Source organism: Pseudomonas sp. LPH60 (assembly GCF_030718165.1).
GTDB lineage: Bacteria > Pseudomonadota > Gammaproteobacteria > Pseudomonadales > Pseudomonadaceae > Aquipseudomonas > Aquipseudomonas danubii.
Genome location: NZ_JAVAJH010000006.1, coordinates 386,556 through 409,021, shown reverse-complemented (window position 1 = coordinate 409,021; position 22,466 = coordinate 386,556). Strand labels below are relative to the sequence as shown.

At 65.4% G+C, this 22,466-nt stretch carries 4 protein-coding genes (1 of these 4 only partly in view); all 4 read right to left on the bottom strand.

Annotation, left to right across the window (positions count from 1 at the left end):
- Positions 1 to 29 precede the first annotated feature (29 nt).
- Positions 30 to 7,640 (bottom strand): SDR family NAD(P)-dependent oxidoreductase, encoded by a 7,611-nt coding sequence (locus tag Q8O96_RS22885; protein ID WP_305949455.1) that lies wholly within the window; start codon positions 7,638 to 7,640, stop codon positions 30 to 32.
- Between the two features lie 80 nt (positions 7,641 to 7,720).
- Positions 7,721 to 20,236 carry an SDR family NAD(P)-dependent oxidoreductase gene (locus Q8O96_RS22880; protein WP_305949454.1) on the bottom strand — a complete coding sequence of 4,172 codons (12,516 nt, stop codon included), beginning with the start codon at positions 20,234 to 20,236 and terminating at the stop codon, positions 7,721 to 7,723.
- 65 nt (positions 20,237 to 20,301) lie between these two features.
- Positions 20,302 to 21,711, bottom strand: a complete 1,410-nt coding sequence (locus Q8O96_RS22875) for a cytochrome P450 (RefSeq protein WP_305949453.1) — start codon at positions 21,709 to 21,711, stop codon at positions 20,302 to 20,304.
- On the bottom strand, positions 21,708 to 22,466 hold the final stretch of the coding sequence (locus Q8O96_RS22870) for an SDR family NAD(P)-dependent oxidoreductase (RefSeq protein WP_305949452.1). 11,394 nt of this gene lie beyond the right edge of the window; only the last 759 of its 12,153 coding nucleotides appear in the window; its start codon lies off the right edge, out of view; its stop codon occupies positions 21,708 to 21,710. The genes Q8O96_RS22875 and Q8O96_RS22870 overlap by 4 nt, the downstream gene beginning before the upstream one ends.

Below are 22,466 nucleotides of genomic sequence, written 5' to 3'. Positions count from 1 at the left end.
GCCAGCCCGTGGAGAAGCCGTTCGGGAGACTAGCCAACGGCATTCTCCACACGCCTTTGGCCATACAGGGCCGCGCAAAATTGCGCGATCACCCTGAACACCTCCGGCTGGGTCAGTAACGTCATGTGGTTGGCCGAAGCCACCTCGATCATCTCGAAGTTCGGCAATTGCCGCTGCCACTCCTGCCAGTAGTCGGCATGGTTGAAGGCGGCAAACTCCTGACTGTCGGTGGAGAAAAACGGCTCCAGGTCCCCCATCCACAAACCGCTGGCGTTGCGAAAGTAATAGCAGGCCACCTCTGCGGCCCTGGGCAGGGGCTGAATCCGATAATGCTCGACCTGATACGCCTGCTGGATCTGCGTCACTTGCGCCAGCAACTGCTGCAAGCGCTGGTCACTGGTCTTCAGGCCGCGCTGTCGGGCCAGGTCGGTCAACTGCTGCAGATAGTCCGCTGGCGACAGTGCCAGATCGATCTCGTCGCGGTGGATCAGCACCTCGGCGAAGCGCTCCGGCGTCGGCCCGAGGGTCATCTGCAAGGACATGTTGACGGTCTGCAACAGGCGGGTCTTGTCGGCCAGGCGTGCGCAACGTTCACCGGTCACGTCCGGTGAGTCGAGCATCACCAGGCTGCTGACGGTCTCCCCCAGTTCCTGCAACTGTCGGGTCACTTCGTAGGCCAGCATGCCGCCCAGGGAATAGCCGCCCAGGTCATAGGGCCCCTGTGGCTGCACCGACTGGATGACCTGGACGTAGTAGGCCGCCATGGCCTGAATCCCCTGCAACGGCGCCCGATCGGTCATCCAGCCTCTGGCCTGCAGCCCGAAAAATGGCCGCTGAATATGCTGGGCCAGGCCCTGATAGATCTCACTGCCCCCCAGGGCGCCATGGAACCAGAACACCGGCCGCCCCTGTTGCACCGGGTTGAGCCGTTGCAACTCCGGGAAGCGCGTCGTCGAGCCGCTGAGCAAACCGAGGATGTGCGCGGGCAGTACCGACTCCGCCACGCTGGCCGGCGTGGCGTCCCGGCTCAGCCGTTGCAGGACATCCCCCAGGGTCTGGCACTGCTGGATGTCAGCCAGGGCCAAGCCGGGATCAATCTGCGCCTGGACCTGCATGGCCCACTGCAACATCACGATGGAATCGGCGCCGTAAGCGCTCAGGGGTTTGCTCGGCGACAAGTCCTGGGGCTGCATTCCCAGCAAGTCGGCCAGCAGCTGGCGCCCCTGCTCGGCAGCCGTCGGCGGTTTTTGGCCAACCACATGGGGCGTACTGGCGGCCGCCGTGAGCGGCTCGTGCAGCGCCTTGACCGCCGAGGGCTGCTCCAGCCAGTAACGCTGCTTGTCGAAGGCATAGGTGGGCAGCGGGATCAGCACCGCGCCGGTGTTGTGCCCCAGTGCGTGCCAGGGGATCTCGCCGCCCTGGGTCCAGAGCAGCGCCAGTTGCTGCAGGTCAGCGGCGGCAATCAGGCCTGCACTGAGGGCCGCGGCACCTGGGCCGGACAGCAGGCTGGCCAGCGCTGCCGGCACCTCGTCGACATTGCCCAGGGCCAGCGGCAAATCCGCGCTGTCCAGGCTGGCCAGGGCCTGGCCCTGCTGCAGCCGCTGCAGGATCTCGGCCAACAGCCCGCGCAATTGCGCCGTGCTGCTCACCCGCAACGCCAGCCGCAGCGGCATCGCTTCACGACCGTTCTGCAGGGTATGGGCCAGGTCCTGGAGTCGAACCTGCGGATGCCGATCCAGGTGCCGCGCCAACCGCTCCAGCCCCTGCTGCAAGGCAGCGCTGCTGTGGGCCGACAGCGGCACGATCTGCAGCAGGTCCGGCTCTGACGCTGCCAGGTCCGGAGTCGCTGCGCTCGGGTACTCCTCAATGATCAGGTGGGCGTTGGAGCCCCCGGCACCAAAGGCACTGAGGCATGCCCGACGCGGCACCGGCTGCTCCACGCCGTCGATTTCCAGCACCGGCTGCGGCCACTCGGCCAGTGTGCGTTGCAGCACGAACGGCGAGTGAGCAAAGTCCAGCTTCGGATTCAGCTCACCCAGCAGCAGCGACGGCGCTAACTGCCGGTGTTGCAACTGCAGCACCAGCTTGCTCAGCGCCGACATGCCCGAAGCTGCCTCGGCATGCCCGATGTTGGATTTCACCGAGCCGATGGCGCAGGACTGAGGGGCGACTCCCGCTGCGCTGAACACACGGCTCAAGGCACTCAGCTCGATGGCATCGCCCATCGCCGAACCATTGGCCGCCGACTCGACGTAGCTCAGGGTGCGCGGGTCGATCCCGGCGCGCTTGAAGTTGCTGTCGATCAGCGCCGCCTGCAGTTTTGCACTCGGCACCGAGAAGCCATGGGTGTGGCCGCCATGGTTGACCGCGGTGGACTTGATCACCGCCAGAATCGGATCGCCGTCGCGTTCGGCGTCGGCCAGGGTCTTGAGCAATACCGCGCCGACGCCTTCAGCCGGCAGATAACCATCGCCATCGGCAAAGCTGCGGCTGCCGGCGTGGCTGCCCAACACCTGACCGACGCTCAGGCCGATGTACTTTTTCGGGTGCAGGGTCAGGTTGACGCCGCCGGCAATCGCCAGCCGACAGTCGCCATTGCGCAGCGCCTCGCCCGCGGCATGAATCGCCGAGATCGACGACGAGCACATGGTGTCGATCGCCAGGCTCGGCCCTTGAAAATCGAAGAAATACGACACCCGGTTGGCAATGGCACTGTAGGACGTCACTGACACCAGCGACTCCCGGACCAGATCCGACTCGAACGCCTGGTATTGCTGGTACATCACCCCGACAAACACACCCACTTGCTGCTGATAGCGTTGCTGGATCTGTTGCCGGGTGAGCCCGGCACTTTCCAGCAGGTTCCAGCAGGTTTCCAGGAACAGCCGGTCATTGGGGTTGATGATGTGGGCCTCCCGGGGCGAGAGGTTGAAAAACAACGGATCGAAGTCCTCGACCCCGTCAAGAAAGCCCCCCCATTTGCAGTAGGTCTTGTCGAAGCGGTCACGGGCCGGGTCAAAGTACGCCTGGTGATCCCAGCGCGCGCTCGGCACTTCGCTGATCAGGTCTTCCCCACCCGCCAGTTTGTGCCAGAACGTTTCCAGGTCTGCGGCGCCGGGGTAGCGACCGCTGATACCGATGATCGCCAGATCGCGACTGTTGCCGGCCACGGCGGGCGTCTCGCAGTGTTGCCGGTTACGCGCACGCTGGCGGACCGGGGCCTGGGCAATCAGGCTGGTTTCTTCGCGGGGTGCGCTGGCCTTGGTCCCCTCGGGCCTCAGCCACTGGTCCAGCCTCTGGGCATGCTGGCCGATGAAGTAGGCGCTCAGCTCGCGCACCGTCTGGTACTCGTACAACAAGGTGTTGGGCAGCGAGCCAAACAGGCGCTCCAGCTGCCGGGTCAGCTCGGCGAGCATGATCGAGTCGGCCCCGTAGCGCTCGAACGACGCATCGCTGTCGATCTTCTCCAGCGGCCGCTTGAGGGTGGCCGACAGCAGTTGCTTGAAGTGGCGGATCGCCAGCGCCTGCAGATCGCCCTCCGCGCTCGCGGCCAAAGGTGTCGATGGCGCCAGGGCTGTCGCTGCAGGCATCTCCTGCGACGCTGGTGGCGCCTCGAACCGGTCCGGCTGCCACTGCCCGGCGATAAACCGCTTGATCTTCGCAATGTCGCCTTCCAGCACCATCCAGCGTTCGGCGTCGCTGGCCTGGGCCAGCGCCTGCTGCAGAAACCCCAGGCCGCCGCTGTCACTCAAGGGTTCAATCCCGGTCAGCTCGATCATCTGCTGCTGGCGTTGCCCATCGATCTGCAGACCACCGTTGCGCCACAGCGGCCAGTTGATCGCCAGCGTGCGGCCCTGACGGCGGCCGGCCCGCACCTGGGCCCCACGCCAGCCGGCCCACTCGTCCAGGTACGCATTGGCCAGGGCGTAGTCGCCCTGGCCCGGATTGCCGATCACCGCACTCACCGACGAATACAGCACAAAGCAGTCCAGGGGCAGATGGGCGCTGGCCCGATCCAGGTTCAGCACCCCCGCCACCTTGGGCGCCAGGACGGCCGCCAGATCGGTCGCGCTCTTGTGCTGCAGCAGGCTGTCGCGGGTGATGCCGGCGCAGTGGAAAATCCCGTTGAGGGTGCCCCATTCTTGCTCGCATTGGGCAATCAAGACCTCGACCGCGCCGCGGTCGCCGATGTCCAGCGCGTGCAGTTGCACTTGGGCCCCCAAGGCCCTGATCGCGGTGACCCGCTGACTGGCCTCGGGTGAGAGTTGCCCGGCCGAACGGCTGGCCAGGATCAACCTGACGCCCTGCGCTTGTCGGGCCAGCTGTTCGGCCAGCAACAAGCCCAGGCCGCCGCTGCCACCGCTCAGCAGGTAAACCCCGTCTTCGCGCCACGGTAGCGCGGTGCCCTGGGCCAGCTGGGTTTCCTGCCAGGACGCCACCTGACGCTGACCGTCGCGGTACCGAACCCGCTCGTCGTCCTGCAAGGCATTGTCCACCAGCCACTGCGGCTGCAGGCTGCCCTGCAGCTCGATGCACTGCGCGGCGTCGATCAGGCCTTCGTTTTTTGCCGTCTTCAACAGGGCCAGCAACGAGGCGAAGACCGGGCCGGCGTGCTCGAGGTCGGCCAGCACCAGTTGCACCAGGCTGTTTGCCGGGCTTTTCTGCACAAGCTCGATCACAAACCCGGCCAAGGCCGGCAGCGCAATGGCCGGGTCCTGCGTCACCACCGGCAAAGGCACAATGTGGATCTGCCGACGGTTGCCCACCAGGGCCTGACAGCGCTGGGTCAACAGGTCCAGGTCCTGGGATTGAGCGCCGGCCAGCACAATCAGTTGCCGGGCAAGGCTGCGCTGCGGCGGGTCGATCAGGGCTTTGTCGCGCCAGACCGGGGTCATCGCCAGCATGGACGGGGGCGCCGCCGCTAGTTTTCGCGACGAGAAACCTTGCAGGCGCAGAGCGATGCGGCCCTGCTCGTCGCAGATGTCCAGGTCCAGCTTGTTGAGGCGTCCCGGCTGATGATCGGCGCTGTAGCGTACCCAGGCCTGGCAGGGCTGCTTGAGCAGATCCAGCTCGCCCAACACCACCCGGTCCAGGGCGAAGGGCACCAAAGGCTGGTGCTCCCGCTGCGCCTGGAGCGGCTCCAGCAACGCCAGCCCCAGCGCCGCCTGCAAGGCAGAATCAAGCAGGCCCGGCGGCAGTTCGCAGCCCGGGGCTCGCTCGCCAGGCAGCAAGCTGGCCAGTACCTGGCCGTTGCCCGCCTGCAGGGTGTTGATCCGGCGAAAGGACTCGCCATAGGCCAGTCCCATCTCGCCGAAAACCTGGTAGCACTGCTCTGGGGTCAGTCGCTGCTGGTTGGTCACGCCCGCGATGGTGCCCAGGTCCAGCGGCACCAGGCGTTCGGCGCTGCCAACCAGGGCGACGCCGGTGCAATAGCTCGGGCCATCGGCCGCGCTGCCACGAATCTCGAAGCGGATCTGGCCCTCGCCCTGCTCCACCAGCTCGATGTCGATGTCCAGGTCGCCGCCGTCGTGGACCATGGGTTGGCGCCAGGCGACATGCTTCAGGGCCACCACAGCGTCGGCATCGACCATTGAGCGCTCCACGGCCGCCCTGGCCATTTCCAGGTAAGCCACACCGGGCAGGACCTTGCGGCCGTTGACCCGGTGCCCGCTGAAAAACCATTCATTGCCGTCAAACCGGCTGCTGAAACGCTGTCCTGCCAGGTCCGAAGTATTGCGCTGCACCAGAGGATGCAACGAGGCGGCGCCCGTGGGTAAGGCGGCGGGAGCTTCGCTGATCCAGTAGCGCTCGCGGCTGAAGGGATAGGTCGGCAGCGAGATTCGCCGTGGCCGTGGTTGTTCATAGAGCTGCCGCCAGTCCAGGGTCGCGCCCTGCTGCCACAGGCTGAGCAAGGTGCCCAGATCCCGCTCTTGCAGGGCCCGTTGCAATGGCTCCGGCGCGATCTTGCCGGCAGGCGGGGCCCCCTCCCCGGCGCCGCTGTCGCGCAGCTGGCTCAAGAGGCTGTCGCGGCTGTGGGCGACGAACCCGCACCGGTACTCCATCGCCTCTCGGCCCAGTTGCAGGCTGACGGCCAGCTCCGCCAACTGCAGTTGCGGCTGGCGCTGCACAAAGTCGATCAACTGATCGATCCGCGACTGCAGCGCTTCAGGGGTCTTGGCCGACAGCACAAAGACCGACGCCGCCCCCTGCGCCTCGTTCCCCGGGATCACCGGCTCAACCGCTTCGAGCACCACATGGGCATTGGCGCCGCCAAAGCCGAAGGAGCTGACCCCGGCCCGGCGTGGCAGCGCTTGCCCCTGGCGGTCGGACACTTGCGGCCATTCCCGCCCGGCCTGTAACACCGCGAACGGACTGCCGGCCAGGTCGATGTAGGGATTGAGCTGTTCGCTGTGCAGGCTCTTGGGCAGATAGCCCTGCTTGAGGACCAGCAAGGTCTTGATCACTCCGGCAATCCCGGCGGCGGATTCAAGGTGGCCGATGTTGGTTTTCACCGAGCCCAGGTAACAGCGCTGTTCAGGGTCGGCCCCCAGCTCGGCAAAGGCCTGTTTGAGCCCGCTGATTTCGATCGGGTCCCCCAGGCGTGTGCCAGTGCCGTGAACCTCGATGTAACCGATGCTGTTGATATCGATGCCGCGGCAGGCCTGTTTGATCAGGTCGGCCTGGGCTCTGGGGTTGGGCGCCGTCAGCGAGTTGGCATGGCCGCCGTGGTTTTCCGCCGAGCCGATGATCGCCGCGACAATATTGTCGCCGTCGGCCAGGGCCTGCTGATAGTCCTTGAGGATCAGCACACCGACGCCTTCGCCGCGAACATAGCCGTCGGCATCGGCGGCAAAGGCCTTGCAGCGCCCCGTGGGGCTGAGCATGCCGGCCTTGAGCGCACCGATGAACACCATGGGCTCGAAGCACAGATTGACCCCGCCGGCGACCGCCACCGTGCAGTCGCCATTGAGGATCGACTGCGCCGCCCTGTGTACCGCCACCAGCGAACTGGAGCAGGCGGTATCGATGGGGGCGCTGGGGCCGTGAAAATCGAACACAAAAGAGATGCGGTTGGCGATGATCGAGTGGGCATTGCCCGTGGCGTCGTGGGCCCCGGCCTCGGAACGGGCCAACAGGCCGTTGTAGTCGGCGGACGAGATTCCGATGAATACCCCGGTGTTGCTGCCGCGCAGCTCGTGCGGACAGATGGCGGCGTCCTCGAACGCCGCCCAGGTCTGCTCCAGCACCAGCCGATGCTGCGGGTCCATGGCCTCGGCCTCACGGGCGGAAATCTTGAAGAAGTCGGCGTCGAAAGCGCTGGGGTCGTTGATGAAGCCGCCCGGGCAGCTGAATGTTTCGCGCAGTTGCACACGCTCGGCAATGCCCGGCAGATGCCAGTACGGCAACTCGCTGATGGACGACCGCTCCTCCAGCAGCAACTGCCAGAACTGCTCGGCGGTGTCGGCGCCGGGAAAACGCCCGGAGAAGCCGACAATCGCCACCCTGGGAGGCTGCACGGGCGCCGCTACGGCGCCTTGAGGCCCCGCGCCGATCTGCCGCCGCGGCCTGGGTGCCTGGGTGTGCGGCGGTTGCTGAGTGGGCCGCTGATTAGGCAGGCGGATGTCCTGTGTATCGTTCAACGTCGTGTTATCCATTGTTCTGAATGCCCTTACCGTCCTGGTTTACCCGGCGGCCTGGCCAGCCGGGTCAATTCTTCAGATCAATGCAATGGTTCCTGGACCGCTTGCAGTTTTGCCGCCAGCTCGCCCAACTGCTGCTTTTCATAGAACAGGTCCGGCATCAGCCGGGTGCCGAAGTGTTTGTTCAGGCTGTCCGTCAGCTGCATCACCATGATCGAATCCAGCCCCAGGTCATGGACCTGCGCCGACTCGCCGATCTCCTGCGGCGCAAACCCCAGCTTGTGCTGCAACTGGTGCTGGATAAACGCCAGAATCTGCGTGCCGAAGGCGGCTTCAGCCTGGCCATCCTGCGCCGGGGGCGTGGTGGCCACGGGCTGCGGCCTGGGAGCGACCGGCACGCCGGCGTCGTCGGCAAGCGCCCCCGCCAGCCAGGGGTGATCCCGATGGACATGCGCCCGCTCCTGTTCGCCAAGGTGCAAGCTGACCCGATCGGCCTTGAGGCAGATCCGCGCCTGCTGATCGAGCACCAGCACGCTGAACCCCAGGGCGTCGCCGCTGAGGTCGATCTGCGTCAGCACCACCGAAAACGACCCGGCGGGCGGCTCGTAGCAACACAGCTGCTCGATGTTGCGCACGATGACCCGAGCCTGTGGCAGTCCCAGTTCTTCGAGCAGCAGACAAAGCGCTTTGTCGAGGGTGGTCGCCAGGTAGGGCGACAGCTGCAGGTTGTCGGCATGGTGATTGTGCCGATTGATCGGTGGCCGGCCCTCCAGCAACAAGCCGCTGCGGCTGATGGCCCCCCTGCCCTGGTGATCGAGGTAAGGCGCAAAGTCGTAACCGGCCTGGGCCAGTCGCTGGCTGATATCGGCGTCGCTCAAGCTGGCGTCAGCCTGCGTCTGGTTCAGCAACTCACTGGCAGCGTCCAGCAGCGACTGGGGCAGTGCCGGTTCGTTGCCGGTCAGCGGGTTGATCAGGGCAAACCCCAGGTTGAGTGACGGTTGCCCCGGACGTTGCACATCGAACTCGAGCTCCAACTGCCCTTCATCGATTTCCAGCAAGCGATACGCGAGCCCGCTGACGCTTGCCCAGTCGGCGACGAAGTGCTCGAACGCACAGGACACCGACAGGGTGCAGCCGGCAAACCGTGACACCAGCGCCGGCATCGCCAGGGCCACATCGGCAAAGTTGAAGGCGCTGATGCGTTGCCCACCGGGTGCCTGGTACAGGTAATCGAGCAATTGCGCCGGGACGAAGTCGGTGCGAAACAGTGCGCCGGGCTGGGTTGTCGAGCAGTTCTCGGCCACCAGGGGGTGCAGTTTCCCGGTGAACATCAGCGGATTGATGATGGCCGACTCGTAGTCCGGTTCGGTGTACCAGCAGCGGTTTTTTTCGAACGCGTAGGCCGGCAGGCTGATGCGCTGAGGCTGGCGCTGGTACAGGCTGGCCCAATCGACCTGATTGTCTCCCCCCAGCCACTGCTTCAAGCGTGAAGTCAAAGGCCCGTCGCCCTCGGGCAGCTGCGCCGCAGCGGTTTCCTGGAAGCGGTAGAAGGTGTTGCCGCCGTACTGCCCGTCGATGCAGGCGGTCAGCGCCTCCAGCAGCGCCTGGCGGCTGTCGCACCGGATCACCAGGCGGTTGCGCAGGTTGTTCTTGCCAACCTGCAGCGTGTAGGCGATCTGTGCCAGCGAGGCGTCGCTGCTGGCCAGCCAGTCGCGCAGACGGCTGAGGTTTTCCACCAGTAGCGACAGCTTGTGCACCGAGAACACAAACGCCAGGTGCTCCTCGGCGATCTGCCCGGCGGCGTCTGCCGGCTGCGGATATTCCTCGACGATCAGGTGAGCGTTCATGCCCCCGGCGGCAATCGAGGTCAATCCGGCCCGCCGTGGAAAGCGCTGCAGTTCACCATTGATCAGCCGCTCCGGGCGACGCCATTGGGTCAACTGCTGCGGCACCATGAAGGGCGTATCGGCAAAGTCGATGTCCTGGTTGAGCACACCGGAATGGATCGATGGCGCAATGTGCCCATGCTTGAGTTGCAGCAGGGTCTTGGTCAGCCCGGCCACGCCCGAGGCGGCCAACAGGTGGCCGATGTTCGACTTGATCGAACCCAGGTAACAGAACTGCTTATCGTCGGTGTCGACGGCAAAGGCATTCTTGAGCCCCAGCACCTCGATCGGGTCCCCCAGGCGGGTGCCGGAACCGTGGCCCTCGACATAGGAAATCGACGCCGGGTGCACCTTGGCCTGCTCCATTGCCTGACGAATCGCCAGGGTCTGCAGGTCGGGGTTGGGCACATTGAAGCCGTTGCGTTCGCCGGCGTTGGTGATCGCCGAGCCCTTGATCACCCCGTAGATCTGATCGCGGTCGGCGATCGCCCGGTCCAGGCGCTTGAGCAGCACCGCTCCCACCCCTTCGCCAATCACCGTGCCGTCGGCGCCCACCCCATAACTGTTGACCGATTGCGAGGTGATCGAGGTGAAGTTGCCCTGTGAGGTGTTGACCACCGTGTAGGGGTGGTACATCAGGTTCAGGCCACCGGCCAGCACCATCATGGTCTCGTCGTGGCGCAGCATCTGGAAGGCGCTATGAATGCAGGTCGAGGACGACGAGCACATGGTGTCGATAAACAGGCTGGGGCCGGTCAGGCCGTAGAAATACGACACCGTCATCGGGATGGTGGCCATGCCCGAGCCGGACGCGATCGAACCGCCGGACAGATTGTGTTCGAAACCGTAGTAGTGGTAGTCGTTGCTCATGGCACCGAGCAACACGCCGACGTTGCCGCCATAGCGGCTTTGCAGGGTTTCGCGCGAATAACCGGCGTCTTCGAAGGTGTGCACCGCCGTCTGCAGGAACAGTCGCACTTCCGGCGACATGTGATCGGCATAGACCTTGGGCATCTTGAAGTAGCTGTAGTCGAACTTGTCCACGTCCTTGATGAAGGAACCGTTGAGGCAGGTGCTCTTGCCCAGCACATCACGGTTCTTGTAGTAGAGCTTGCGGTGATCCCAGCGCTCGGCGGGGAACTCGCTCATGCAATCGACACCGTTGGCCAGGTTCTGCCACAGCTGGTCGATGCTGTCCGCACCGGGGTAATAGCCGCCCAGGCCGATCACCGCGACGTACTGCGCCAGGTCACTGTCCTCCACCGGCTCTGGGGCGGGCGAGGTGGCCGTGCTGCTGGCAACGGCGAAACGCTTGCCAGCCAGTGGCTGCGCTGAAGGCGCCGCAGGGCCGGCGGCCGGCAGCGGTTGCTGCTCATCTGCCAGCAGCGCGGCAAAGCGCTGGCGATACTTGACCGCGAAGTGCTCCACCATGCCGGCAATGTTGACGTGTTCGAACAACAGGGTCTTGGGCAGTGAGCCCAGGTGTTTTTCCAGTTCATGGGTCACCCCCACGGCCATGATCGAATCAAAGCCGTAGACCTCGAACTTTTCTGCCGGATGGATTTTCGCCTCATCGATCTGAGTCACCTTGGCGATGATCCGGGTGACAAAAGCCGCGATGTAGGTGCGCAGCTGGCTGTCGCTCAACTGCGCCGCGCCGCTGGCCGGCTGCGGTGCAGGCTGGTGCGCAGCCGGCGCCGGGACAGCGGGCGTCAGGCCAATGCCCGCCAGCCGCGACAACTGGCCATACACCACCCAGGCCTGAGGGTGGACCGACTGGGTCAACAGCTGGCGCAAACTGTCGAGGCCCTCGGCCTGTGGCATCGGCACGATGCCCAACTGTTCGCGCAGCTGTTGTTCGATCACCGGCGCAAGGCCCATGCCGCCGTCGCGCCACAACGGCCAGTTGATGCTCAGCGAGCGTCCTTTGCGCTTGCCATCGGCGGCCAGGTTCTGCCGGTAATGCATGTAGGCGTCCATCCAGGCATTGGCGCTGGCATAGTCCGCTTGCCCCAGGTTGCCCATTGCCGCCTGGGACGAACAGCAGAGCATAAAGTCCAGCGGTCGCTCGCCGATGGCCTGATCCAGGTTCTCGATACCGGCGACTTTCGCCGCCAGCACCTGGGCAAAGTCGCTGGCAGACTTGTGCATGATCAGGCTGTCGCGGATGACCCCCGCGCTGTGGATCAGCCCGTGCAACTGGCCCTGTTCAGCGTAAATGCCGTCCATCCACTGGCTGACCGCCGCGGCGTCGCTGACGTCCAGCGACCGGTACACAACCCGGGCACCGAGCGCCTGCAGTTGCTCGAACATCCCTTGAGCCGCCGCACTGGGTTGGGAACGCCCCGCCAGGTACAGCACCGGGTTGCGGCAACTGCTGGCGATCTGCCTAGCGAACACCAGGCCCAGGCCGCCGGCCCCTCCGGTGATGGCATAGACCCCGCCATCGCGAAATGCCCCGGGTTCATCGGCGTGCGCCGGCTGCACGGCCAGCTCGCGCCATTGATGGGCGTAGAGGCTGCCGCTGGCGAAGACCCGCACCCGTTGCCCGCAATGAAAGCGACTCTGCCGGGCGATGACCTGGCTCATGGCCGCGTCGCCCATGTCAGGGTCCACCGCCACCAGCCGGGCCTTGAGTTCGCAGTTTTCAATCATTGCCGTACTCAGCAACGCGTCCAGGGCCGTCAGGCGCAGGTCGTCCTGGCCCTGGCCGACATAAAGTTGCAGGTAATCTCCAGTCCCGGCACGGCGTTGCTGCAAGCACTCAAGCAGGGCCAGTGCCGCTGTCTGGTAGTGCGCCGCGCCGCTCGCCCCCGGTGCACCGGGCAATACGCTGACTTGCGGGCCGAACTGACGCCGCACATCCGCTACGACCGCGTCCGGCAGCCCCAACAGCAGCAGTTGGGGCCGGGCATCGCTGGGCAGCGCTTGACCTGGATTGTCGAGGGGTTGCCAGTACGGGGTGCGGATCAAACGGCCGAGTGCTTCGCCGCTCGCCCGCGGCGCCAATGTGGACACCGCCGGGGCTTCAACGCCGGTGCGCCGCGAACTGAAGCCCTCCAGGTGCAGCAGGCATGCGCCGGCATGGTTGCAAATCTGCAGATCCACCTTGTCCACCGCCGCGCCATCCGGCATGGCGCGGCGGCTGGCGATCACCGTCAACGGCGCCAGGCGCAGGGATTGTTCGAGCGAGCCGTACAGACGCAGGCTTTCCAGGGCAAAGGGCAGTGCCGCAGCGGCCGCCTGTTGCCCGGCACCCAGGGTCGTGGCGATATGCAGCGCACTGTCGACTATCCCCGGGGGCAAGGGCACGCCATCCATTTGTGGATCAAGGGCTGCGCCGGACAACTGGCCGAGCACCCGGTTCTGGCCAATGAGGATCTGCCCGGCCGCCCGGAAGCTGCTGCCGTAATGCACCCCCATGGACTCGAAGTCGCGATACAACGCGTCATGGCTACGCTCGCCGAGGTTGCACTCAGCGGCCAGTTGCGACAGATCCAGCGCCGCCGGCATGGGGGGGGCAACATCGGCCAGCAGCGCGTCGCCCTGGGCATGCAACTGCTGCACCGAGCCGTCGAGGCTGTAGATCCTGAATGACAGGCTGTCCCCCGAGCTGAGCGTCAACTCACAGAACAGCTCGACTTCGCCAGCACCTGCGCCCTGGGCAAAGGCCAGCGGCCGCAACCACACCAGGTTGCGCAGCGTGACCTGCTGCATGGGCCGCTCGCTGGCCCGGACAATCGCTTCGCGAGCCATTTCCAGGTACGCGGCGCCGGGGAAAATCAGCTGATCGCCCATTCGGTGATCCGCCAGAAAGCGCTCCCGACCGCTGAAACGGCTGACAAAACACTGGCGCGCCAGGGTTGAGACATTGCGCTGCAGCAGTGGGTGCAGGTGCTCTTTGGCCTGCCCGGCAGCGTCGGCCGAACGCGGGCGCGCCTGGGGCCAGTAGCGCTCGCGGGCAAACGGATAACCGGGCAGCGAAACCCGAGTGGGCGGCGCCGCAAACAGGCGCCGGCCGTCGATCTCATAACCTTGGCGGTAGCAGTCCGCCAGCCCTGACAACAGTTCGCGCAGCTCGTCGTCATGGCAGGTCAGGCTGTCGTCCAGCAACTGCTCGATGTAGCGCACCACGGTTTTGCGCGGGGCAAAGTCGCGTTCCACTTCACCGGCAAACAGGTTGGGCCGTTTCTCGCCGGCCAGGTAGCACTGCAGGCCGTAGCGGGTTTCTTCCAGATCCGCGGCCACCAGTGCCAGGCGATAGCGAAAGTGATGCCGCCCTTCGAGCAAGGTATGGCTGATCGCAGGCATCTGCGCATCCTGGTAACCGCCCTGCTCCAGCGCAACATTCAGTTGTGCGGCTTTTTCCTCCAGGGCCTCGGCGGTCTTGGCCGACAGCACCAGCACGTAGCAGGGACGCCGCAGTGCCGCGTCGTCGGCGCGCTGACTGTAGCTTTGCACAACCACGTGGGCGTTCGTGCCGCTCATGCCGAAGGCACTGACCGCGCCAAGGCGTTCGCGGTCGCGTCCGGCCTGGGGCCAGGGTTTGTTGGCCTTGTTGACGTAGAACGGGCTCTGTTGCCACTGGATGTAGTGGTTTTCCTGCTCGCAATGCAGGCTGGCCGGAATGGTTTCGTGGCGCAGCGCCTGCAACAGGCTGATGACGCTGACCAGCCCCGATGCGGCGAAGGTATGGCCCAGGTTGGTCTTGGTCGAGGTCAGGGCGCAATGGCCGGGGCTGTTGCCGCCAAAGGCATCGTTGAGGGCGTTGATCTCCACCGGATCGCCCAACTGGGTGCCGGTGCCGTGGGTGACGATGTAGTCCACCGCCTGGGTATCGATCCCGGCGCGGCGATAAACCTCTTCCAGCAAACGCTGCTGGGACACTCCGCTGGGGGCGGTAATGCCGTTGGTCTTGCCATCGTAGTTGAGGCCGCTGGCGCGCAATGTGCCGTAGATCCGGTCGCCATCGGCCTCGGCGCGGGCCAGGGGCTTGAGCAGCACGCAGCACACCGCTTCCCCCGGCACCATGCCGTTGGCCCGATGATCGAAGGCAAAGCACTTGCCATCCGGCGAGAGCATCCCGGCCTGGGTCATGCCGATAAAGGCATCCGCGGAAAAGATCAGGTTGACGCCGGCCGCGATGGCCATCTCGCATTCCTGGTTGCGCAGGCTGGAGGCCGCCTGATGCAAGGCCACCAAAGCCGACGAGCAGGCGGTGTTGATGGCCATGGTGGGCCCGGTGAGGTTGAGAAAGTACGCCAGCCTGGAGGCCAGAATGCCGTTATGGCTGGAGGTCAGGCTTTCTTCGCCTGCCAGGCGCTGGAAGTCGCCCTCCTCGACCCCGACGAACATGCCGACGCGCTGGGTTGCCAACTGACGCGGGCCAATACCGGCGTCCTCCAGGACATTCCAGGACTCCTGCAACAGCAGGCGCTGCCTGGGGTCGAGGTGGGTGGCCTCGCGGGGTGAAATCTCGAAAAACAGCGGATCGAACTCATCGATCCCCGGCACGCTGCCCATCCAGATGCAGCGGGTCTTGGTCGGGTTTTCCCGGGGGTCGCCATAATGCTCGCGCCAGTCATAACGCTCGGGCGGAATCTCGCCGACCATGTCACGGCCCTCGGCCAGCACCTGCCACAACTCATCGGTTGTGCGGGCACCGGGAAAGCGGCCGCTGATGCCAATGATGGCCATGGCCTCGGTGGCCGGGGCTGAGGCGCTGGCAGAGCTCGTCAGTGGTGCCGGTTGTGCTTCGGGTTGTGGTTCTGGCTGTGTTTCTCGCTGTGCTTCTGGCTCGGCTTGCGGGTCGCGGGTCACGGGGTGCAGGTAGCAGGCTTCAACCGCCTGGCGGTGCTGCGCCAGCAAGTGCGCGGCGAGCTTGGCCAGGGTCGAATGGCTGAAAAACACTTCCGGGGTCAACGTCAGGCCGAAGTGACGGTTCAACAGCCCGGCATATTCGGCCAGGCTGATGGAGTCGAAACCGAAGTCGGCGAGGTTGCACGCCTCCCCCAGGCTCTGCCGTTCGGCCTGTAGCGGCCGGCTTGCCAGTTCCCGCAGGTCCCAGGCCAGGGATTGTTCCAGGCTCAAGCCCTTGAGTTCGGGGCGACTGTGGGCCGGGGCGCGTGGCAGAACGGCGGCCGGGCGGCCAGCCGCGGCTTTGGCCGGCGGTTGATTGATCCCCTCCAGCAGCTGTTGCAAGCGCGCCAGTTGGCCTGCCAGCACCAGGACCTGCGGCATATCGCTGCCGACAATCTGGCGCAGCAATGCCAGGCCCTCGGCGCTTTCCAGCATGCGCTGGCCGCTGGACTTGAGGTAGAACTCGGTGGACTCGCGCTCGCCCAGCGCCATGCCGCCCTCGCGCCACAGCGGCCAGTTGATCGCCACCACCCGCCGGGCACGCCCACGCTGTACGTAACGGGCATAGGCCTGCTGGAAACGGTTGGCCATTGCGTAGCTGCACGCGCCCATATCCCCCAGCAACGCCGAGCTGGAGGAGAAATGACAGATCAACGCCAGGGGTTGCTCCGCCAGCACCTGGTCCAGCACCTGAGTGGCCCCGATCTTGGCATTGAGCACTGCGGCGAATGCCTCTGGCGAACTGGCCAGAACACTGCCACTGGCCTGCAGACCGGCCGCATGAATCAGGCCGTCGATCGGCCCGCTCTGCGCCAGTACCGGGGCCAATGCCGCCGTCAGCGCCGAGCGATCCGCGCAATCGGCCTGGACATGGAACACCCGGCAGTGCTCATGGCTCAGTGCGTCGATCCGTGCCCGGGTGGTGGCCGACAGTGGCGAGCGACCGTTAAGCAACAACTGCAATTGACCGTCAGTGCGCAGTCGTGCGCGGTTCGACAGCTCGCCCGCCAGCAACAAGCCCAGTTCGCCGAGGCCGCCGGTGATCAGCAGGGTATTGAGTGGGTCCAGGGCCAGCGGCTCGGCGGCAGCTTCCACGGGGGCCGCTATCAGGACCGGGCGCTGGGACCGTGTGTCGCGGTACAGCCGGCTGCCCGTCGGCTGGCCGCTCAGTTGCCGCCACAGGCGCTGCAACCAGCGACGCTCGTCGGCACCCGCGCCGGGCACGTCGATGGCCTCGTCGATGGCCTCGTCGATGGCCTCGTCGATGGCCACCTCGACGGCGCACGCCATCAGGCTGCCCAGGGAGCGTTCAAAGCCGATCCAGGACTCCAGGTGACAACGCTCAAGGCCATTGCTGGCCCGGCCTGCCAGCAACAGTCGCGCCACCGGCGCGGCGGTGACAGCCATGGCCTTGAGCAAGGCGACAATCGGGCTGCTGTCGCTGATCCAGCGGCGATCGTCCATGGCCCACAGATACAGGACCCGGGTCGCAACGGCGCTGCCCAGCACCTGCTGCAGCCCTTGCTGCAGCAGGTGCGGGTGATGCACCGCCACCCGGTAATGGCCCTCCTGGTCACGTTCATTGAGCGGGCCGGGCGCGACGAACAGCAGCTCGGTGTCCGGGCTCAGGGCCTGGACCTCATCGGCCAGTTGCCGACGCAGACCTGGCTCGGCCAACAGGCAGATCAGCCGCTTGATCCCGGCGCCGCCAATGGGTTCCTCGACGTCCTGCCACTGTTCGCTGCAGGTGAGCAGCGAGGTCTCAGGCGTCGTGGTTGCGCCGGTGGGTGTCGGCGCTTCCAGCCAGTAACGGTCTTTGGCAAAGGCGTAGCCCGGCAGGCCGATGCGCGCGGGACGGCGTCCGCTGCCATAGAGCTGCGCCCAGTCGATGCCGTTCTCAGTGTCTGCCCCCGCGAGCCACAGCGCCGCCAGTTGCCCCAAGTCAGCCGCAGCCAGGGCCTGTTCGCAGGTCATCAGCGGCACGGCTGGCGGGTCGGCGCGCTGGCCATCGATCCAGGCTTGTAGTTGCTGTTGCAGTTGCTCCTGGCTGTCCACGCTGAAAATCGCCCGGGCCGCCATGGCTTCGCGCCCGGTTTGCAGGGTGTAGGCCAGCGCGGCGAGGTCAGGGCTGTGTTGCTTGAGGTAGTCGAGCAGGCGCACCACCTGCTGCTGCAGACGCTGTTCATTGCGCGCGGACAAGGGCACCAGCACCGTCTGTCCCTGGTGCGTGGCGAACGTGCGTTGCTCGCGATACTCCTCCAGCACCGCATGGGCGTTGGTCCCGGAAAAACCGAATGAACTGACGCCCGCGCGCCGCGGCGTGGCTTGTTCCGGCCAGTCGCAGCCCTGGGTGTCGATCAACAGCGGCGAGTCTTCGAGCTTGATATGGGGGTTGTGCTGCTGGAAATGCCCCAGTGCCGGCAGCTTTTTGTGTTTCATCTGCAGCAGCACCTTGAGCACCCCGGCAATGCCGGCAGCGCCCTCGGTATGGCCGATGTTGGCCTTCACTGAACCGATATGGCAGAAACCCCGGTCGTTGGTGTAGCGGGCAAAGGCGCGCTTGAGCGCGTTGATCTCGATCGGGTCGCCGAGCCGGGTGCCGGTGCCGTGGGCCTCGATGTAACTCAGGGTGCGCGGATCGATCGCGGCGTTCTGCCAGGCCTGGACGATGACGTTTTCCTCCCCGGCCACGCTCGGCGCGGTGAGCGAGGGGGTGTAGCCGCCATGCAGGGCCGCCGAGCCCTTGATCACGCCATGGATCGGATCGCCATCGGCCAGTGCCTGTGCCAGTGGCTTGAGCAACAGCGTGGCGACGCACTCACCGGGCACATAGCCATCGGCGCGCGCGTCGAAGGTGTGGCAGCGGCCGGTTGGCGACAGCGCCCGGATCGCCGAAAAGTAGCGATAGTGCCAGGACGACAGCAGCAAGTTGCTGCCGCCGACCAAGGCCATCCCGCACTCGCCGTTGCGCAATGCCATGCAGGCGGCATGCAACGCCACCAGCGACGAGGAGCAGGCGGTGTTGAACATCAGGCTCGGCCCCTTGAAGTCGAACCAGAACGAGATCCGGTTGGCGGCGATGGTGCCGCTGCCGGTGGCGATGTAGGGGTCCATCGGCAGACCCAGTTCGCTGATCTTGTCGAGGTATTCGTTGAAGCAAGAGCCGATGAACACCCCGGTGTTGCTGCCGCGCAGCCCCGCAATCACCCCGGCATGCTCGGCGCAGGTGTAGGCGCTCTGCAGCAGCAGCCGCACTTGCGGGTCCATCCACTGGGCTTCGCGGCGCGACAGGTTGAAAAAGCCGGCGTCGAACTGGTCGACGTCGGCGATGAAGCTGCCCCAGCGCGAATAGGTCCGGTCCTGGGCCTCGGGATCGGCGTCGAACCAGGGCTCGATGTCCCAGTGATCTGCCGGCACCGGCTTGATCAGCTCCAGGTCCTGCCAGAGGTTGCGCCAGAACTGATCCAGATCCCCGGCTTCGGCGAACTGCCCGTGCAGGCCGATGATGGCGATATCGCTCTGGGGCAGCTTGCCCGCCTGGGGCGTGGCCTGGGTTTGGCTGATCACGTCGGGCCCCGTCACAGGCTGCGCTGGCCAGTCGACCTGCACTTGCACCGCCGCCCCGCTCTGCTCCTCCAACAGCCTGATGAACGCCGTGGGGTGTTCCTGCCAGAGAAACGTCGCCAGCTCGGCGAGGCTCGGGTACTCAAAGAACACCGTGGCTTCCAGTTCGATCTGCGCCGCGCTGGCGATGCACTGCGCCAACTGCACCAGTTGCACGGATTCGAGCCCCAGGTCCATCAGGTTGCGCAGGCGTTGCTGCTTGCCCACCTGGTTCGCGCCAATGCCGTGCAACTGAGCCAGCAGATAGTCTTCCACCGCGGCAGCGCTGCCGGTCCGGTGCGGCGCTTGAGGGGCAACCAGGTCGGCGCTGCGCAGGCGCTTGAGCGAGCAGCCCTTGAACTGGGCAATCAATGCGCCGTCGTCGCTGTACAAGTCAGCGTCGAACAACAGCAGTTCGCCGGAGTTCTTCAGCAAACGGGCATGAATCCAACCGCTGGCCGGGGCCTGGCGCCGATGAAACGTCAGGGACTTGATCCCCAGGGGAATGTAATGACTGGCCAGTTGCTCCGCGGCCAACAGGGGAATGAGGGTCATGAAGGCGCTGTTGATCAGCAATGGATGCAAGGCGTAGTGGCGCTCATCCTTGAGCAGCACCCGCGACACCGCCTCACGGCCGTTGGCTTGCAGGTAGAGCGCTTGCAGGGTGCGATAGCTCTGGCCAATGTGCAGTTGCTCGCTGATCCGGTAGATCGACTCCAGTTCCACCGCGGTCATGCCGGCGCGCAGCTCAGCTGGCGGCACTGACGGGGAGCTCATTGGCAGGGACGCCGCCGCGACCGCCAACAATTCGCCACTGGCCACCACCTGCCAAGGCTCCAGCGGCGTGCGCCGGCACACGGCCTCGAACCCGGGCTGCCCGGCACGGATCGCCACTTCAAGCTGTTCGCCTGCGGCCAGGGCCATGGGCGCGGCAAACGTCAGTCTCTGCAACTGCAGCACCTGGCCCTCGCTGAGCTGGCCCAGCCCGTGCTCCAGCGCCAGGCTGGCGTAGGTCAGCCCCAGGAGTATCTGCTGGTGATTGAACTGGTGATCGCGCAGGCACGGTTCATCGTAGTGATACACGGCGGCGGCGCTGAGCTCGGCATTGGCCGGTGGCGCTTCGATCCGTCGTGGCGCCGGCTCTTGCAGCGCCTCGGCCCTTAGCCTTTCGAACTCCAGCGCCGCTTGTTCGACACTGATTTCCTGCCGTTGGATCTTGCCATGCAGAACCCTGATTTTACTGTCCACTGCTCTCTCCAATCCTTGGTTCTGATAGTGCTCGCAATACGAAATCGACTCTGCGCCTTGCCGCCTCAGGCGCCGCTGAAGTCGAGGAAGGCTTTGTTCGAAGGCCGCAGGAACGGCAGGTAGGCCGGTGGCGGCATCTTGCCCACCAGGCGCGGCACGTTGCCCTTGGGCCCCAGCTCCCGGGCCAGCATGGCGATAAACAGGGTGATCTCCAGCGCCGCCACATGGCGCCCGAGGCAGGCATGGGGGCCGCCGCCGAACTGGCAGGTTTCCACCTGATTCAGCGCACGGTCCAGGCCCAGCCAGCGCTCCGGTCGCCAGCTGTCGGGGTCCGGGTAGCGTTCGGGATTGCGGGAAACGTGCAGCAGGCTGACCCCGGCCATGACCCCGGCGGGAATCCTCTGCCCGAGCAACTCGAACTCGGTGTGCACCTTGCGCATTTCAAAGGGCGCCGGTGGGTACAGGCGCATGGTTTCACGGAATATCCCTTCAGCCAGCGGCACTTGCCTGACCAGTTCCTCGTGGGTCACCGGCAGGCTCTCCAGCCCGGCGACCTGCTCGCACAGCTGCTGCCAGACATCCGGATGCTGCGACAGCATCAGCGCCGACCAGGCCATCACCGCCGCGGTGGTTTCCGAACCGGCAAACCCCAGCCCGAGAATGTTGTGCACCAGTTCGACTTCGGACAGGCCGTTGCCCTGTTCATCGCGGCCCAGGATCATCGCCCCCACCAGGCTGTCGTGATCATTGTTGGCCCGTGTGGTGGCGACAATCTGCGCCACTCGCTGCTCCAGCCAGCCCCGCGCCTTGCGACAGCGCCACGCCGGAAAACCGGGCAGATTGATCTTCAACGGAATCATGCCGAGGAAGAACTCCTCGTACTGGTGACGCCACAACTCCAGCTCGTGGGTTGCAATACCCAGAATCCGGAATACCACTTCCAGGGCGATGTCCTTGGTCTGGGGAAAAATCGCCAGCTGGTTTTCCCGGCTCCAGTGCTTGAGCCGCTGATCGATGGTTTCCACGATGAACTGGCCCACCTTGGCGCGGGTCAGGCCCTTGGGGGTGAAGGCATCGGTGCTGGCCTTGCGTGCATTGCGGTGGCGCGGGCCATCGAAGGCGTTCATCGCCTCCCCGGTAATCACCGGCATCTGTTCACGCAGGAATGAATTGTCGGTGTACTTGTTCTGCAGGATCGCCAGCCCCGCCTCGTCGACGATTTGCAGCACCGGCAACTGGCTGCCGAAATAGGTCCAGAACATCGGCCCGCACGCGGCCTCGGCCTGACGCAACTCGCCGAGGGCGTCCTTGCCAATCTTGTGCACGTGCCCGAGCAAGGGGATCTTGCCGGGCATCACCGGGAATCCGTCCTTGATCTTGATGTTGGCCGCCAGTGGTCGGGCAGCCTTGAGCCGCGGCTGGGCAGCGTCGGCCGTGCTCTGCGCGGGTGCGGTGGTGTCTTCAATCTGGCTCATAACCTTCCCTGTTCAGTGGTGGTGCCGGTGAGCAACTGGGCAAACTGCGCGGCGTCCAGCTCACCGCCGCTGATGCGCCGGTACAGATCACTGGAGAACAACGCGCTGGGCGCCGTGGCCGACTGGGGCGGCGCCGGTGGATGCTCAAACTCATAACCGGGCAGTTGCATTCGATTGCCGCCCTGGGGAAACAGCGCCGAAGTATCCAGTTCGGCGCCGCGACACCAGGCTTCGCCCTTTTGCGCCAGTGATCCGCTGGCGATTTGCGGCTCAGCCTCTTCAATGCCATCCAGCGGTGATAGCCAGCAGCCGTTATCCGGCGTGCCGGCCAACAACAATGTCAGGCGTGCCCGCAATTGCTGGCAGTCATCCACCACCAAGGCGGCGCGATGAGCCAGACGCTGTTCGCGCAGGGCTAAACTGTAGGCCAGATCTGACAGATCGATAGGCCGATTCCCATCGATTAATCCCTGAAGTTTGTTCAGATAGGCCAAGAGGCTGCCCCGGCTGGCTGCGGCGACGATCAGCAGTTGCTCGCCGGGCATGGGGCTCAGTGCTGGTCGCGCTGGCTGATACTCCTCCAGCACCAGACTGGCGTAGGTGCCGCCTGCGCCAAAGGAGTTGATCAGGCAGCGGCGCGGCTGGCCGCTGTCATCCGTGGCCCAGGACGACGCCTGTTGTTGCAGGTAAAAGGCGCTGCCGTCCAGACGGATATGCGGGTTCAACGGCTCGGCATTGATCGAGGGCGCCAACAT

Bases quoted from the DNA above. Each gene is read 5' to 3' on its own strand.
- Q8O96_RS22875 (WP_305949453.1), bottom strand. From the start codon at position 21,711: ATGAGCCAGATTGAAGACACCACCGCACCCGCGCAGAGCACGGCCGAC.